Source organism: Chitinophaga sp. (assembly GCF_039596135.1).
In the GTDB taxonomy this organism is placed as follows: domain Bacteria; phylum Bacteroidota; class Bacteroidia; order Chitinophagales; family Chitinophagaceae; genus Chitinophaga.
The window spans coordinates 356441-373017 of the sequence record NZ_JBCNKH010000001.1; the positions used below are offsets into that span (position 1 = coordinate 356441).

The window sequence follows — 16577 nt, forward strand, 5'->3', positions numbered from 1 at the left end:
ATGCCTATGATTACAAAGAAACAGACCAGACGGATGTTCGTGCTGTGTAGCGCGATGCTTATTTTATTTTCATCCTGTAGCAGGAAAATTACTGAAAGTGGAAAAGCATCTTATTATGCTGATAAATTCGAGGGAAGGAAGACCGCCAGTGGCAGTATCTTTCATCAGAACAAAATGACTGCTGCACACCGTACCTTACCATTTGGTACCAAGGTAAAAGTGGTGAACATTGCCAATGGCCGCAAGGCAAAAGTGACCATCACAGATAGGGGACCATTTGCAGAAGGAAGGGTAATAGATGTATCAAGGAAAGCCGCAAAGAAACTGGGAATGATCAGTACTGGCGTGGCGCCTGTAGAAATAAAATATAAAAAGAAGAAATAAAAAATGTGGGCAGTAACAAAGAGGAATCCCTCCCGTACTGCCCACATTCTTTTTACATGCCTGCTTAGGCGTGAACACCTTCTCCAATCTCCTCCACCATTTTCCTGCAAAAAGCAGGCAGATCATGTGGGTTACGACTGGTAACCAGCCCATTATCCACTACTACCTCCTCATCAACCCAGTTGGCACCAGCATTCACCAGGTCCGTTTTTAAAGAAGGATAGGAGGTGACCCTTCTACCTTTCAGTTCACCTGTTTCAATCAACGTCCACGGACCATGGCAGATAGCAGCTATTGGCTTGCTATCATCAAAAAAGCCGCTTACAAAGTTTACGGCCTCCTGATTTTCCCGTAAATGATCAGGATTCATCACTCCGCCTGGCAATACCAGGGCATCGTAGTTTTTTGCATTGGCACCACTTACAGTCACGTTAACGGGATAGCTATTACCCCAGTTTTTTTCTGCCCATGCTTTTACTTCTCCATCATGGAGAGATACAACATCTACTTCCGCACCAGCATTTTTTAATGCTTCCATGGGTTTGGTAAATTCTACTTCTTCAAAACCATCTGCCACCAGGATGGCCACTTTCTTATTACTGAGCTTGTTTTCCATAATTCATGTTTTAAAAATGATGGTGTTTAAGTACTAATTATGCCAATACAAAAACCCTTCCTTTTAGCTATCCGCTACCAGCCTGACTTCAAACGGATGATTTCCCCATTTGAGTTGTCCACATTTTTACTCACATGCAGGTATCGTTACTCATTTTTCTTACATTTTTGTAGTATTTATTCTATTTTTTTTGGAATTCTTATGACAGTATTGTTATTTGCAATACAATCAGTGTGACCATATACCTTCTGAGAATGACGAGAAATACCATCACAACAAAATGGATGTGAGTGTCATGGGATGTGTTTGAAACTGACTTTTAATTTTTACCCAATCTTTATTTGTAATTCCCTTTTTTGGTACTGACGTATTTGTTGTTCCGTAAATTTTACGGAAGCGGAAGTATTATATTACCTGGTCTCCATATCCTATCTTAATAACCAATCTTTTGCTGCCGGTGGAACGTTCGCCGGCAGTACCTTTTACAAAGGAAAGGCACAACCATTATCTTTAGAAGCGCTTTGCTATATAGCAGAGCGCTTTTTTTGTTTACATTTATAACATGCGCAAGTCTAAGTCCATCATACCCATTCCCATTCCAGATGTACTGAACCCTTTCAAGGTAAGGAAGCAACGGATTATGAACTATAACCCTGTGACAGGCCCTGCTTCACGCCCGCCGGGAAGATGTGAGAAAGTAACAATTTTTGATTATACGCCTGTTCATGTTACAGAGAGTTCCGGCGAAGACCATCGCATGATCTTCAAATATATTGATACACCCGAAACGACATGGATCAATGTAGATGGAATCAATAAGGAAACAGTGCATGAGATCTGTACTAAAATAGGCATTCACCTGCTGCTGGAAGAAGATATCATGAGTATCGGGCAGCGCGCTAAGATGGATGAGATAGGGGTACACCTGTTTGCCTTGCTGCCCATGGCGTATTACAATATAGAAGCAGCAGCGATAGAATATGAACAGGTAAGCATTGTAGTGGGAAAAAATTATGTCATTTCCTTCCAGGAGGAAGCCACCAGAGACGTATTCGATCATGTAAGAGAAAAACTGCGAATAGATAATTCAAGAATCCGCAATGCAGGGGCGGATTATTTATGTTATACCCTACTGGATGTGATTGTGGATAGTTACTTCCTGATTCTTGATAAACTGGGTGACCGTATAGAACTGATGGAAGACCTGGTGCAGCACCAGCCGAATACCCGCACGCTGGCGCGGATCAACTACCTGCGCCGGGAGTTATTATTGTTTAAAAGAGCGATCTCCCCGGTACGGGACCTGATCAATGGATTTATGAAAAGCGAAAGTCCGCTGCTGGATGAGCGGACTATGAAATATTTTAAAGACGTGTATGACCATATCATACAGGCCAACGACCTGGCGGAGAACTACCGCGAGGCACTCCTGAATGTGCAGGAACAGTACCATACCCAGATTAACCTGAAGATGAATGAGATCATGAAGGTACTAGCGGTAGTGACCACCCTGATGGCGCCATTGACCCTGGTAGCAGGAATTTACGGGATGAACTTTGAGTACATGCCAGAACTGCATACGCATAACGGGTATTATATTGTATTGGGCTCTATGACCTTCATGCTGGTGGGCATGATTATCTTCTTCAGAAAAAGAGGGTGGTTCTGATTATTTCTTTTTGAAGATGGGTACGGTAGAGCAGGGTTCTCCGTACATGATACTTTTTGCCACCGGGCGCAGCAGACGGGTGATTTCCACATAAGCAGCTTCACCTGCGCCTTTATCTCCACAACCTTTTACAACTACTCGTTTGTCTTCGTAGGCAGTCATGTCTATAGCATTCAGGCGCTTCATGAACTGGGTTTTGAAGACTTCTTCTTTAGAACCAAAGGCAGCGTAGTGTGCAATAGGCTCCAGGTAGGTCATGACCAGCATGTAGGCCCAGAAGGGAATTACGGCATCTGCGGAGCAAATGATGGCGACATTCTTATTTTTATATTGTTCCCAGTCTAATCCTTGAAGGGCGGCACGGAAATCTTTTTCTTTCAGGATCATCTCCATGAAAAGATATTGTTTCAGGTCGAATACAACAGTTTCTTCCTGAGGATAGTAGTCTTCCAGATCTAATGTGAGGAGTCCACTTTGCGCTACTTTGTTTACTATCTCTTCCATGAATCAAATTTACTAAAATAATCGCGATGCAAAGTTTCGACCCCGGCAGAGCCGGAATCGAAACTTTGTCCAAATAAAAAGCCCCCGGTAAATTACCGGGGGCTTAATATCTATCAGTTATTACTATTCCTTAAAAGAATTTAGCACGATTGTCTTCAATCTTATTCAGTTTCTTCAGCACTTCATACAGCTGACCACCCTGATCCAGTGTACCTTTCACAGTTTGCTCATACTGAGTTGCGATAGAAACAGGATCCAGACTCTGCGTATTTGGTACGAAGTTGTCAACCTTCACTACATACACACCCGCGTTACCTTCAATTGGTGCGGTTACTTTACCCACACCCCATGCTTTATTGAAGATAGCACCTACTACTCTTGGTTCAAAACCCATAGAAGCAATAAATGGAGTAGAGAAATTTACATTGTCAGCTTTCAGCTGAGGCTGATTTACAGCAGCGGCAGCAGCTTCCAGGGTAGCTGGAGATTTCAGCTTAGCAATCAGCTGCTCAGCTTTCTTCTCTTTCTTCACCAGTCCTTCTACTTCCGGTCTTACTTCATCCAGCGTTTTAGTACCTTCTGCACGGATACCAGTCAATACAGCTACTACATATTTACCATCGAAGGTGAACACAGTGCTCACATCACCTTTCTTAGCATCGTAAGCCCAGCGAACCAGTTCACGTGCCTGGCCAATACCTGGAATTACGAAATCCATCGGACGGAGATTATCAGCAATACGTTTGTTCAGACCTTTTTCCTGAACAGTCTTTTCGAAAGTCTTTGCATCGTGGTTCTGTGCAGCAAATTCATTGGCTGCAGCATAAGCTTTGCTATCAGTTTCATTGCTCGCTTCAACTGGTTTACCCAGGTAAGCTACTTTCAGCGCAGGGCCAAAGTTCTTCTGGCTCATAATCTGGATCAGGTGATAGCCAAACTGAGTTTTTACCACTTTCAGTTCGCCAGTTTTACCATCCAGCGCAAAGTTTTTGAATTCAGGAACGAAGGAAGAAGACGGAGTTACATCATATTCACCGCCATTTTCTTTGCTACCTGGATCATCAGAGTACTGAGAAACCAGGGCTTTGAAGTCTGCGCCGCCTTTTACAGCTGATTCGATGCTATCGATACGGATCTTAGCCAGGGAATCAGACAGACCACCAGGGTTCTGAGGATTAGCAGAAGCAATTAATATATGACGCACCTTTACGCTATCTGGTAAAGTTTTGCGATCCATCATCTTTGCGTATACGATCAGGTTGTTGTCGTAATAAGGTCCAAACGTGCTACCTACTGGCAGACTAGCGATGGTATCTTTCTGAGGAACCATCAGTGCGGATTTAGCAACATAACCATCAAAGTATGGAATATCGGAATTGCGTTTTACGAAGTTTTCGATGCCCGCAACACCGGTAGTATCCATTTCATCTTTTGCTTCGAGCAATACTTTCAGTGCAGCAGCAGTATCCTGTGCGGAAGGCAGTGCATTGAAAGAGATATAGTCTACACGACGACCTTCTTCTGATTTGAAGTTAGCCTTATGTTTATTAATATATGCATTCAGTTCGCCATCGGTTACCGCGATAGTAGAATCCGGGATAGATGCATATGGAACAGATACATAAGATACGTTTGCAAACTGTGAATTATCTTTTATCTGAGCTTCAGCCAGCCATTTAGGATAATATACGCCACCTTTAATGAGGGATACATATTTTTCCTGCATTCTCGACCTTACAATATAGCTTTCCATTTGTTTCAGCGCATTTCTCATTCTGCCGGTCTGATCCTGACCTACAGAAGACAGTGCCTGCTGTAAAGCAGCGCGGTCAAACTGACCAGTTTTTCTGTCTGTGAACTGCTGTAATACAATTGGGTTCGGTTCTTTACCATTGAACTGATCTACCAGTTCATTTTCAGTTACCTGAATACCCAGTTTATCATACTGGGCAGTCATGATTTGTTCGCTCACGAACTGGTTCCAGGCCTGCTCACGCGCATACTGCTGAACTTGTTCATTCAGGGTACCGGTTGGGCTTTGCTGACGTGCAGCAGCTTCGGCATCCTGGATCATTTGCTGATACTGGGTGAAATCTAACTCTTCACCATTTACTTTACCCACTGTAGTAGAGCGGCGCATGAGGGAGTTTCTGCCGAAAAAGGCATCCTGCAGCAGGAAACTGACAATAGCCACGCAGATCACTACTACGATCACCACGGCATATTTATCCCTGATCTTCTGAATAACTGACATATATTATATAGTCTAAATTTTTTAAGGAAAGCAAAAATAGAATAAAATAACTGTAACTACAAAACAGTTTTTTTTGGCTCAAACCCAATACAGTAAAGGGTTTCATCGAAAATTACGGTATAAGTATTTTATCTTTCATTCACAGGTTATCCACATTAAGGTTAAAAAAGACAGTATTGTATACACTCTAAACCAGCTCCCAGAGGTCCGCTACTGACGTTTATTTCGGGCTTAAACCACTTAACGATTTTAAGGGTTCAATATTCACATTTTAGATTGTCCAGATTCTTGATTCACATCTAAATGTGTACAAAAGTGAAAGTAAAACTAAAAATGGGAAATGCATAGAGAAATAATTTTTGAGCTCGTTTTATCCACATGACCTGTTAAAAAACCGGCCTTTTGTGTTCAATAACCTCTGAAAAACCCAGGTTCGATGACCGTAAAACTAAATTTGTTATTTCTTTAAATGTTGGTCTGAAGAAAAAATGGCTCGTTTTGTGAATTGTTATACCCTGTAGTTAACATTTTTTTAATACTGGATACTCAAACAAAATATTCACGCAATACGAAATCCACCGATGTGGATATAAGTAGCAAAAATCAATGCTATGGCCGAAATGGGCTGTTAATTTCATGTGAATAGAACAGGCAAAAAGAATAACAACTACATTTGTACACGGTGGCAAAAATTACTTTCCCCATATTCACAGCCCTAATAGTAGTGGGTTTTTCTTTTTTAAAAAGAATAAATTATAAATATAGATATGATAAGGGAGCTCGAAATCGCAAAAAAAGATTTGCAACGAAAAGGTTTTTTGGATTTGCCGGTCAATTCGCATTTAGATCTTTTTGAGGAAATCGAAAGATTGAAAAAAGAAAAAAATGCAATCGTCCTCGCGCACTATTATCAGGAACCAGATATTCAGGATGTAGCAGATTATATCGGTGACAGTCTCGGACTTAGTCAACAGGCTGCCAAAACCGATGCTGACATAATCGTTTTTGCCGGGGTGCACTTTATGGCCGAAACCGCAAAAATTCTGAGTCCGCAAAAAAAGGTGCTCTTACCCGACCTGAAAGCGGGTTGTTCACTGGCTGACAGCGCACCTCCGGAGCTGTTCCGCAAGTTCAAAGAAAAACATCCGGACCACCTGGTTATTTCCTACATCAACTGTTCTGCCGGGATTAAAGCACTCAGCGACATCATTTGTACCTCATCTAATGCCGAAAAGATCATCGAGAGCGTACCGAAGGACCAGCCGATCATTTTTGCCCCCGACAGGAATTTAGGGGCTTATTTGGCCAAAAAAACGGGTAGAAACATGTTGCTCTGGAATGGTGCCTGCATGGTTCACGAGATCTTCTCCCTGGAAAAGATCTCCCGACTCAAAATTCGCCATCCAAAGGCCAAGGTGCTGGCACATCCGGAATGTGAGGCAGCTGTACTGGAAGTAGCTGACTATATAGGCTCCACTACCGGTATCCTGAACTTTTCCAAAAAGGATGACGCCAGGGAATACATCGTGGTGACTGAAACAGGGATCCTTCATCAGATGCAGAAAGAAAATCCGGGCAAAACTTTTATACCGGCACCGCCCAACAATGCCTGTGCTTGTAATGACTGTCCGCACATGAAACTTAATACGCTGGAAAAGCTTTACCTGTGTATGGAATACGAACAGCCGGAAATCACTATGAACGAACAACTCCGTATAGCGGCCAAAAAGCCCATTGAAAGGATGCTGGAGATTAGTGCCCAGGCTGGTTTATAATTTAAAATATTGAAATTCAAATAGTTACGAAATAATTATTTGAATGGAAGACCCGGTTATTCATTTAACCGGGTTTTTTTGTGCCCATGAATGCCCTGTAGTTTTACTATACTATATATAATGGTGGGGATATCTATGGGATTAAATTGTGGAAGGCTTCCTGAATGAACCGCTTGAGAATTGAATAAAATTTCAATGCCTGGGGGTTGGTAGGGTATATTTAATTCTCAGGGCCTTCACAAATGCAGATTATATACCCCTTTATCCACAGTTCATTCACAGAATGTGAAAATTAAGACTGAAAATAAAAATGAAGGCGCTGAGAATCGCGTAGAATTATTCTGTTCCGCCCATTGTCGACTTCGCTTCATTCTAAAGCCCTTCAATTACAATTTTACTTTTCTTATTAACAAAATTCTTACACGTCCCCTATGTGTATAATGAAATCAATAGGTAATTGACATATGATGTGTATTACCCTATAATTAAATGTGAAAGTATTGTTGAATGAAGGCCCTGAGATTTTAATGGAAAACGCAAACAAGGGTAGGGTAGTGTTTGTTTAATTCTCAGGGGCTTTAAAAAAGAAGGCTTTATAGTTGCGATGAAATTTGACTATCTGGGGTGCAATAAATGTCATTAAATTCTCAGGGTGTTCGTGTATAAAGGGCGTGAGAATTATGTGGAAATGTTAATAATGGGAATTGAAGAGGTCTATTTAATTCTCAACGCCTTCATAAAAGCAGATATTTTCCACTATTATCCACATTAAATTAACAAAGCGCGAGAAATAAATTGAAAATAAAAATGAAGGCCCTGAGAGTTACGCACAGTATGATCAACTGGGTATAACCCGGACTATTTGATTCTCAGGGCTTTCAAATATGAAATTAGTCAGTGCCTTTTTCCACAAATGTGGGTAAATGCCTATTCACAATTCACAAAAGTCCACCGTTTACATTGAGCACTGTACCGTTTATGTATGAATTATGCACAACTGTTTCGATGAGGTTAGACACATCCTGTGGATTACCTATTCTGCCTACAGCGATACCCTGTGCGTAGTTTTCAAAGGCAGCGCTTTTCTCCTCCTTGTTCAGAAAATTCCACCAATCGGTGTCAATTACACCTGGTGAAACGGCATTGATGCGTAATGGTTTCAATTCCTTGGCGAGGATAGGTACCATCAATTCCAGGGCGCCGTTGATGGCTGCCAGACCGGCTGTACCTGGTAGTTTGGCTGTGGAAGATGCTGCTGTGATGATAGTAATGCTCCCATTTTTGTCTAGCCAGGGAAGTGCGGCCTGAATTGTTTGCAGGTGTGGCCAGAATTTGCCTTCAAACCCGGCACGCAGATCCTCCAGGTCTAATGTGGCGAATGGGCCGCCTCCTTTGGCACTGCTCAGGGTAAGGATCAGGTGATGAAATTGGCCATTCCGGGTAAAGAACTCTTTCAATGCAGTAACATTAGCACTATCTAAAGAGACAGCAGTGATACCGGGGGCTGCCGTTCTGGCTGCAGCTAGTTTTTCTTCACTACGACCGGTGACTGTTACTGATGCACCTTTATCGGCAAGCAATTTTGCGGTAGCAAGTCCAATTCCGGATGTACCACCGGCGATGATTATTTTTTCCATTTGTACGTATTGTTTGTTTCAACCGTACAAAGTTGCAAAAGGAAGGAGGGAAGAAATTGTTCGGATGATGCGGAAAATTGATCAGATCATGCTTCTGTAATGAAGTGGGGTATTCCCGGTCAGTTTGCGGAAGAAATGATTGAAGGCAGCTGGTTCGCTGAAGTCTAACTGATAAGCAATTTCTGAAATAGAGAGGGCGGTATTTTGTAATAATACTTTTGCTTCCTGTACCAGCATTTCCTGGATAGCATCTGAAGCGGTGCGGCTGGTAGTATTTTTTATCACCCGGTTTAGGTGGTTTGGAGTAACGTGAAGCATACGGGCATAATCGCTCACTTGCCGGTATTGTAAGAAGTGCTGGCTCACCAGTTTATAAAATCGGGTGACCATATGGGTAGTTGCCGGGCCATCATTAACAGGTAATTGTCTTTCATAAGATCTCCTGGCGGTCAAAAGCAGAAGGTAAGCGTACATTTTGATAGCGGTCAGTTTACCTGAGTGGTCCGCCTTTAGTTCAGCATCTATCTTATTTATAAAAGTTACTATTTCGTTGATTTCCTGTTCGTTGCATTTTAATAACTGGGAACCTGAATAGTTATAGAACGGAAATTCAGCACCCATTTGTACATGTGGGAGCAGATCCTGGAGAAAGGAGGGTTCGAATAATATATAATAGCCAAAGATATCGGCACTGGCATTGGATTTACTGTGTACCTGTCCTGGGATAGAGAAGGTTAGACTAAAAGGTTCCACATCGAAATGTTCCAGCCCTAGTTGCATATGGATATTTCCCTGCAGGATAATACCAACTCTGTAGAAAGTAGATTTTGCCGGACCATAATCCGGAATCATGCCTTCGGATGAGTACAATTCAAATCCAGGGATCTGCTGTTGTACTGGTAGGTTGTTATATCCAAAGATCACATTGGAGGAGGTGCGGTGACGTTCCTTATGGAATGGATCCAGGTGATGGGTGGGCAAGGAATTGGATGAGGGCATGGGTCGATATTTTTGAGAAGAAGGATATCTTTAGGAGAGTTCTTCTACCCAGATATAATCTGCTTCTGTTTTACGGAGGGAAAGATTATATCCAGCAACCATGATTGAGATGGGATCTCCAAGAGGTGCAATTTTTTCAATCTTTACTGTTTCACCGGGCACACATCCCATTTCCATTAATTTGATATGCAAGTCATCACTTTCGAAAGCAGTAATTACGGCACTTTTTCCTATGGCAAGGGTGGACAATTTAATCGCACTTTTTTTCATCTCATGTGGTGTTTAATCGATGGTGCAAAGGTACTGGCTACTGGGGAGACCCCCAAAGATAGTGTGCTGTTAATCAGAAATTTCACTATACTTTTACATATAGAATTACATTATAAAACAGCGGTGGTATATGGCGATCAATTTTACTTCCCATGAGGTAAAGGTAAACCTAAAAAATAAGACCAGGTTAAAGGCTTACATTAAGGAGAAGTTTGCAAGGGAGGGGCAACAACTTAAGAACTTGCAGTATGTGTTTTGTTCAGATGATTATCTTTTAGAGATCAATCAGCAGTTTTTGCAGCATGATACTTATACAGATATTGTAACTTTTGAATTGGGTACTGATCCAAAGGTTACAGAAGGGGAGATCTATATAAGCATAGATAGAGTAAAGGATAATGCAGAGAAATTTAAGGTACCTGTGGAACAAGAGTTGCACAGGGTGATTTTTCATGGTGCACTCCATTTATGTGGGTATAAGGATAAGTCAAAGGAGCAGTCGGCTACTATGAGGGCAAAGGAAAATGAATGTTTGACGGAATATTTGGGTGTGTTACTATAGATGTTCCACGTGGAACATTTTAAAATTTGTTAAGGGCTACCTCATAGAGGTAGCCTTTTTTATTGCAACTTCAACATAGCTATAGTCTGGTCTTAGTGCCGAAAGATCACCAATAGATCACCAAAAGGTCACCTCAATATCCCCGGGATATTGAGGTGACCTTTTGGTGATAGGTTAGTGCGCTAGTTATGGTAAGACTATGCTATAGTTAGCATATAGTTTTAAATGTTCCACGTGGAACATAATATGTGCGTCCTTGGTTGTACCTTTGCATTTCTATTATAAATAAAGTTATGTTTCCATCTTACGATGTTATAGTGGTAGGCGCAGGACATGCCGGTTGCGAAGCAGCGGCGGCTGCCGCGAATATGGGTTCAAAGGTTCTTTTGGTAACCATGAACATGCAGACTATTGCCCAAATGAGTTGCAACCCAGCTATGGGTGGTATAGCAAAAGGGCAAATAGTAAGAGAGATCGATGCTATGGGTGGATACTCTGGTATCGTGACTGACCAGTCCATGATCCAGTTCCGTATGTTGAACAGATCTAAGGGGCCTGCTATGTGGAGCCCTCGTACTCAAAATGATAGAATGCTCTTTGCTGCCAAGTGGAGAGAAGCATTGGAACAAACACCCAATGTAGATTTCTATCAGGATATGGTGAAAGGTCTTCTTGTAAAAGATGGCATTTGCTATGGTGTAGTGACAGGCCTTGGACATGAAATCAAATCAAAAAGTGTAGTGCTCACCAACGGAACTTTTCTGAATGGGGTAATGCACATAGGCGATAAACAATTTGGTGGAGGTAGGGTTGCTGAAAAAGCTGCAACCGGAATCACCGAACAGTTGGTTTCTCTTGGATTCGAAAGTGATCGCCTCAAAACTGGAACGCCTCCCCGCATAGATGCCCGAAGTTTAGATTATTCAAAGATGGAAGAGCAAAAGGGTGATGATGTCATCACCGGTTTCTCTTACTTGGATATTGAGAAGATTAAACCTGAGCAACAAAGAAGTTGCTTCATTACCTACACCAGCGATGAAGTACATGAAATGCTGAAGACGGGTTTCGACCGGTCACCAATGTTCCAGGGTAGAATACAGGGTAGGGGACCCCGCTATTGTCCAAGTATCGAAGACAAAATAAATAGGTTCGCCGAAAGAGACAGACACCAGTTGTTCGTAGAACCGGAAGGTTGGAACACCGTAGAAATTTATGTAAACGGATTTTCCACTTCCCTTCCTGAAGATGTACAATATAAAGCCCTGCAGTTAGTGCCGGGTTTTGAAAATGTCAAGATGTTCCGTCCGGGTTATGCCATCGAGTATGATTATTTTCCACCTACCCAATTGCAGTTTTCGCTGGAGACCAAACATATTCAAAACCTGTTCTTCGCAGGTCAGATCAATGGTACTACCGGTTATGAGGAAGCAGCTTGTCAGGGTTTGATGGCAGGTATCAATGCTCACCTCAAGGCAACCGGCCAGGCACCTTTTGTACTGAAAAGGAGTGAAGCATATATTGGGGTTCTCATCGATGACCTGATCAACAAGGGTACAGATGAACCTTACCGTATGTTTACCTCCCGTGCAGAATTCAGAACAATACTCCGCCAGGATAATGCAGACCTGAGACTAACTGAGCAGAGTTATAAAATTGGTTTGGCAGGAGAGAACAGGATGGAAAAAGTGAGAACGAAATCAGAAGGCGTAGAAAAAATTAAAGCTATTCTGAAAGAACTACCGATCGATCCTGAAGATATTAACCACTTCATGGTAGAGAAAAATACCTCTCCACTGACTCAAAGGATTCGTGCTTACCAGATTTTGTTACGTCCATCTATGGATATTTTCTCTATGAAAAACAATGTAACAAAAATGAAAAATGCACTCGCAGCATTCGATGATGAAACTTTGGAACAGGCAGAAATCCAGATCAAATACGAAACGTATATCGAAAAGGAAAATGAACTGGTAAAAAGAATGAGTCAACTCGAAGACCTGATAATTCCAGATAGTTTTGATTATACAAAATTGGTATCTCTGAGTGCAGAGGCAAGACAGAAATTTAATAAAATCAGACCCCGTACATTAGGGCAGGCATCCAGGATTAGTGGGGTAAATCCAAGTGATGTACAGATCCTGATGGTATATATGGGGAGGTAAAACTCGTATTTTAAATTTTTATTTATAGAATAAAAAATACATGCTTTTGTCGGGCATGTATTTTTTTTTGACTATATTCGTTCTATAAGTACTGAATCATATCCCTCAATTAAACGACATAACTATGAGCACTGGACCAAAACATATTTTTCCTTTAGTATGATTCCTGCTTAAACCTTATGAAATTATCCACCTTTAGAAAATAATACTGAACATACGTTTTTATAAATTCCTGTATTCGTAGCTTAAGAAATTTGTCATGAAAGGTAAGGTATTGCCTTGCCTATATATTACTTAAAGTGAAGGTTAAATTAGAAGTATAAAAAACACCCGGTCCGTTTCTTCGGACTGGGTTCTTTTTTTAAAGAAGATCTATGAAATTCATAGTCGCCACCAAAAAACAGGACTTTCCCGAAGGAAAAGCCTTGTTTTTTTGTAATTAATTGAAAACCAATTTGTTGTATTTAATAAAGTCGACCTCATTATCTCCTTAAATTTCGACGATCATTGAATCGCCTTTATCTGAGTTCCAAAATAAGGGTCGAATTAAAATTACCCCCTTAAAATGCGTTTTCCTGATTTTAGATACTTTTAGTAATTTGTTTAGGCATAACAATTCCCGAATATGATAAAAATATTACTCACCAGCACAGCTCTACTACTTGCTTCTACTTTGCTTGCTCAAACTGATACATCTGCCGCTGAAAAGTATTTACTTATAGGTGCCTATACCAAAACACCGGATGAAGGTATCAGCGTCTATGCTTTCAATACCAAAACTGGTATCTTCCGTTTTGTAAGCACTGCCAAGAATGTAGAGAACCCTTCGTACCTCGTTATCTCCCCGGATCATAAGTATGTGTATGCGGTGAATGAAACCAATGGTAATAATCCGGGCAATGTGAGTGCATTTGAATGGGATACTATTTCCGGCCAACTTACTTTCTTGAATAAACAACCTTCAGGCGGTGACGACCCTTGTTACCTTACTACCGACCAGGATGGAAAATATGTGGTAGTTGCAAATTACTCAGGAGGTAGTTTCTCTATCCTGCCGGTAAAACCAGATGGGCGCCTGGAAGCACCTGTGCAAACTATTGAACACACGGGTTCCGGACCTAATAAAGAGCGACAGGAAAAACCACATGTACATTGTGTGTATTTTAGTCCGGACCATCAGCAACTATATGTATCCGATCTGGGCATCGACCAGGTAGCGATCTACAATTATCGCCAGGGCGATGTGCAACCACTGGTACCTGCCAATCCTGGTTTTGCACCGTTCCCTCCGGGTTCCGGTCCCCGTCACCTCATATTTCATCCCAATGGAAAATGGGTTTATGTAGTACATGAACTGGATGGAAAAGTCACTGCTTTCCATTATGACAAAGGCAAGCTAACACCTTTCCAGGCAGTGTCCATCCTGCCGGACAATTTCAAAGGCAAGCCATGGGCTGCTGATCTCCACATCTCTCCGGATGGGAAATTTTTATACGCTACCAATCGTGATCCCCTCAATAATATTCTGACTTTTTCTATCAACTCCAAAACGGGGAACCTCTTGAAAAAGGGAGAGACGGGGACAGGTGGAAAAACCCCGAGAAATTTTGTGATCGACCCGAGTGGCAACTATCTGCTGGTCGCTCATCAGAATTCAAATAATGTGACTGTTTTTAAAAGAGATAAAGTCACCGGGCTCCTCAAAAAACAAAAGGAAGACTTAAAGACACCAGCCCCGGTATGTTTGAAATTCATAGGCAGTAATTAAATCGCATTGGCATAACTTTTTCGGTGAATACTTAAAAGATCAAGCCATGAAAAATAAAGACTTAAAAAATAAAGCAGAAAATGAACACATTCCAAACCAGGATGAAATAGCAGCGAAAAGAGAGCAGACATTTCCGGGGTATCCTACTTATCCTGCCAGCGAAGACATTATGAACCAGGAAGAGAGAGAAGAACTGGATGTGGAAGGTGTAACAGGATCCCGTAGAATCAACAATGAAATAGCCCGGGAAGAAGGCTCCATTCCACAGGAATTTGATGATGAAGATGACCTGGATGTACCAGGCGGTGAGCTGGATGATGAAGATGAAATAATTGGTGAAGAAGATGAAGAAAATAATTATTACAGCTTAGGTGGAGACAGGCATGAAGACCTGGATGAAACGAACGAAGATGATATTTAATCACCTACAATAATGGTGTCAGCAATCTGCACACTGCATCTATAAAACGCTGCCAGATAGAACGGTGTTTCCAGGTGCGCCGATCAATTTGAACGGCATCCTGTAAATCCTGTTCAAAAGCAGCGTTTAACTTATGTACTATCGGTCGGTCATATAATACTACAGCAATTTCACTGTTTAGATAAAAGCTCCTGTTATCAAGATTGACGGTGCCTATTATGGCCAGGTTATCATCGACAACGATGGTCTTGGCATGAATAAATCCCTTTTGATAAAAATAGACTTTTGCACCTGCGTCTAACATGGGTTTCACATATGATTGTGCCGCATGTTGTACAAAAAAGGAATCACCTTGTGAGGGCAATAGCAACTCAACATTTTTTCCTGCCAGTGCAGCCATTTGCAATGCACTCAGAATCTGATCATTAGGAATGAAATAAGGATTACTGATGCGGATACTTCTTCTCGCTACATTGATTGCCATGAGAATAGTTTGCATTGACATGGGGAAATCTGAATCAGGTCCGCTGGCTACGATATCCGCAAAGCAATGTTCTTTGATACGGGAGCGATGAAAGTAAGGATCACTGAATGGAAATGTATTCTTACTGCAATAGCGATAACTCATCATAAACTGTAACTGCAACAGGTTAACCACATCGCCTTCCAGTTGTAAATGTGTGTCTCTCCAGAACACAGGATGCTTGCCATTGTTAAGATAGCGGTCATCCATATTAATACCACCCGTGAAACCGATATTGCCATCTATGACAATGATCTTGCGGTGATTACGATAATTTGCATTCAGGTAGAAGTTGATGAGTACAGGCGAAAACTTAAATACTTCTGCACCATGTTCTTCCAGCAGATCGGGGATGTCGCCGATATCACTGCAACCCAGGTCATCGTATACAAATCTGACTTCTATACCTGCTTTCAATTTCTCTACGAGTATGTTTGCTACCTCATTGCCTACATCATCTGCGGCAAAGATGTAGTACTCCATGTGTATATGGTGTTTGGCTTCCCTGAGTGCTTTCATCACGGCAGGAAATTTCTCTTCACCATTGAGTAAGATCTGTACTTTATTATTCTGAGACAGAACGGAGTTCCTGGTATTCAGCAACATAGCAGAGATTTCCTGTTTGCTGGCTACGTGATTGCGGAGAGCGAGCTGCATATGCTCAATTTCTCTACGCTGTGATTCCCAGTATCTTAGCATCAAAGTCTCGTCTTTACTGCCTTTTAGGGTAAAGCGGCGACGTTTGCGCAGGTCACGGCCCAGGTAGTAGTATACAATTAATCCGAGGATGGGGACGAACACCAGTAACATGATGTACGCCAATGCTTTAACAGGGTTGCGATTTTCCAGCAGGATAGTACCAACTACCCCTATAAAAGAAAGGCTGATCAATACATAGCCCATGATCTTGATGGCAATATGCCAATCCGTGCCCCAAAGAAAGTATAATACCTGATACACGTGTGTTGATGGTTATGTAATAAAGGTAATACTGAAAATTATAAAGTGTTAATTTTCTATCTCATCAGGTATT

At 41.7% G+C, this 16577-nt stretch carries 14 protein-coding genes; 7 read left to right on the forward strand and 7 right to left on the reverse strand.

What is annotated here, in order from left to right:
* Positions 1-384 (forward strand): septal ring lytic transglycosylase RlpA family protein, encoded by a 384-nt coding sequence (locus ABDW16_RS01500; protein ID WP_343667340.1) that lies wholly within the window; start codon positions 1-3, stop codon positions 382-384.
* Positions 385-448: 64 nt separating this feature from the next.
* Here the strand turns inward: ABDW16_RS01500 and ABDW16_RS01505 are convergent, their stop codons facing one another.
* Positions 449-1000 (reverse strand): type 1 glutamine amidotransferase domain-containing protein, encoded by a 552-nt coding sequence (locus ABDW16_RS01505; protein WP_343667341.1) that lies wholly within the window; start codon positions 998-1000, stop codon positions 449-451.
* Between the two features lie 562 nt (positions 1001-1562).
* Here ABDW16_RS01505 and corA point away from each other — a divergent pair.
* On the forward strand, positions 1563-2669 hold the full coding sequence (corA, locus tag ABDW16_RS01510; RefSeq protein WP_343667342.1) for a magnesium/cobalt transporter CorA: 1107 nt from the start codon (positions 1563-1565) through the stop codon (positions 2667-2669).
* Here the strand turns inward: corA and ABDW16_RS01515 are convergent, their stop codons facing one another.
* Together ABDW16_RS01515 and ABDW16_RS01520 are read right to left on the reverse strand one after the other, a co-directional pair.
* The gene (locus tag ABDW16_RS01515) at positions 2670-3173 is read right to left on the reverse strand and encodes a DUF2480 family protein (RefSeq protein ID WP_343667343.1); all 504 of its coding nucleotides are present in this window, start codon (positions 3171-3173) and stop codon (positions 2670-2672) included.
* Positions 3174-3303: 130 nt separating this feature from the next.
* Positions 3304-5427 carry a SurA N-terminal domain-containing protein gene (locus tag ABDW16_RS01520; RefSeq protein WP_343667344.1) on the reverse strand — a complete coding sequence of 708 codons (2124 nt, stop codon included), beginning with the start codon at positions 5425-5427 and terminating at the stop codon, positions 3304-3306.
* A gap of 767 nt (positions 5428-6194) precedes the next feature.
* On the opposite strand from ABDW16_RS01520, the gene nadA reads away from it, so the two are divergent.
* Positions 6195-7202 (forward strand): quinolinate synthase NadA, encoded by a 1008-nt coding sequence (gene nadA / locus ABDW16_RS01525; protein ID WP_343667345.1) that lies wholly within the window; start codon positions 6195-6197, stop codon positions 7200-7202.
* A gap of 938 nt (positions 7203-8140) precedes the next feature.
* Here nadA and ABDW16_RS01530 read toward each other — a convergent pair.
* The 3 genes from ABDW16_RS01530 to ABDW16_RS01540 all read right to left on the reverse strand — a co-directional run bounded on the left by ABDW16_RS01530 (position 8141) and on the right by ABDW16_RS01540 (position 10108).
* Positions 8141-8839, reverse strand: coding sequence for an SDR family oxidoreductase (locus ABDW16_RS01530; protein ID WP_343667346.1), 699 nt, complete (start codon positions 8837-8839; stop codon positions 8141-8143).
* An 81-nt stretch (positions 8840-8920) separates the two neighbouring features.
* Entirely contained in the window at positions 8921-9838 is a 918-nt protein-coding gene (locus ABDW16_RS01535; RefSeq protein WP_343667347.1) for an AraC family transcriptional regulator, read from the reverse strand.
* A 30-nt stretch (positions 9839-9868) separates the two neighbouring features.
* On the reverse strand, positions 9869-10108 hold the full coding sequence (locus ABDW16_RS01540) for a FeoA family protein (protein ID WP_343667348.1): 240 nt from the start codon (positions 10106-10108) through the stop codon (positions 9869-9871).
* A 130-nt stretch (positions 10109-10238) separates the two neighbouring features.
* Between ABDW16_RS01540 and ybeY the strand changes: the two genes are divergently transcribed.
* The 4 genes from ybeY (at position 10239) to ABDW16_RS01560 (ending at position 15021) form a co-directional block, all read left to right on the forward strand.
* Positions 10239-10670, forward strand: a complete 432-nt coding sequence (gene ybeY, locus ABDW16_RS01545) for an rRNA maturation RNase YbeY (protein WP_343667349.1) — start codon at positions 10239-10241, stop codon at positions 10668-10670.
* A 293-nt stretch (positions 10671-10963) separates the two neighbouring features.
* Positions 10964-12832: a tRNA uridine-5-carboxymethylaminomethyl(34) synthesis enzyme MnmG gene (gene mnmG, locus ABDW16_RS01550; RefSeq protein ID WP_343667350.1), complete on the forward strand. Its 1869-nt coding sequence runs from the start codon at positions 10964-10966 to the stop codon at positions 12830-12832.
* A gap of 625 nt (positions 12833-13457) precedes the next feature.
* Complete coding sequence (locus ABDW16_RS01555; RefSeq protein WP_343667351.1) at positions 13458-14600, forward strand: lactonase family protein; 1143 nt, start codon at positions 13458-13460, stop codon at positions 14598-14600.
* A 46-nt stretch (positions 14601-14646) separates the two neighbouring features.
* Positions 14647-15021, forward strand: coding sequence for a hypothetical protein (locus ABDW16_RS01560; protein WP_343667352.1), 375 nt, complete (start codon positions 14647-14649; stop codon positions 15019-15021).
* Between the two features lie 4 nt (positions 15022-15025).
* Here ABDW16_RS01560 and cls read toward each other — a convergent pair whose 3' ends face one another.
* Positions 15026-16504 (reverse strand): cardiolipin synthase, encoded by a 1479-nt coding sequence (gene cls, locus ABDW16_RS01565; protein ID WP_343667353.1) that lies wholly within the window; start codon positions 16502-16504, stop codon positions 15026-15028.
* Between the last annotated feature and the right edge of the window lie 73 nt (positions 16505-16577).

Coding starts and splice junctions, on each gene's coding strand:
- nadA (WP_343667345.1), top strand. CDS start 6,195: ATGATAAGGGAGCTCGAAATCGCAAAAAAAGATTTGCAACGAAAAGGT.
- ybeY (WP_343667349.1), top strand. CDS start 10,239: ATGGCGATCAATTTTACTTCCCATGAGGTAAAGGTAAACCTAAAAAAT.
- mnmG (WP_343667350.1), top strand. CDS start 10,964: ATGTTTCCATCTTACGATGTTATAGTGGTAGGCGCAGGACATGCCGGT.
- ABDW16_RS01520 (WP_343667344.1), bottom strand. CDS start 5,427: ATGTCAGTTATTCAGAAGATCAGGGATAAATATGCCGTGGTGATCGTA.
- corA (WP_343667342.1), top strand. CDS start 1,563: ATGCGCAAGTCTAAGTCCATCATACCCATTCCCATTCCAGATGTACTG.
- ABDW16_RS01530 (WP_343667346.1), bottom strand. CDS start 8,839: ATGGAAAAAATAATCATCGCCGGTGGTACATCCGGAATTGGACTTGCT.
- ABDW16_RS01515 (WP_343667343.1), bottom strand. CDS start 3,173: ATGGAAGAGATAGTAAACAAAGTAGCGCAAAGTGGACTCCTCACATTA.
- ABDW16_RS01500 (WP_343667340.1), top strand. CDS start 1: ATGCCTATGATTACAAAGAAACAGACCAGACGGATGTTCGTGCTGTGT.
- ABDW16_RS01505 (WP_343667341.1), bottom strand. CDS start 1,000: ATGGAAAACAAGCTCAGTAATAAGAAAGTGGCCATCCTGGTGGCAGAT.
- ABDW16_RS01560 (WP_343667352.1), top strand. CDS start 14,647: ATGAAAAATAAAGACTTAAAAAATAAAGCAGAAAATGAACACATTCCA.
- ABDW16_RS01540 (WP_343667348.1), bottom strand. CDS start 10,108: ATGAAAAAAAGTGCGATTAAATTGTCCACCCTTGCCATAGGAAAAAGT.
- ABDW16_RS01555 (WP_343667351.1), top strand. CDS start 13,458: ATGATAAAAATATTACTCACCAGCACAGCTCTACTACTTGCTTCTACT.
- ABDW16_RS01535 (WP_343667347.1), bottom strand. CDS start 9,838: ATGCCCTCATCCAATTCCTTGCCCACCCATCACCTGGATCCATTCCAT.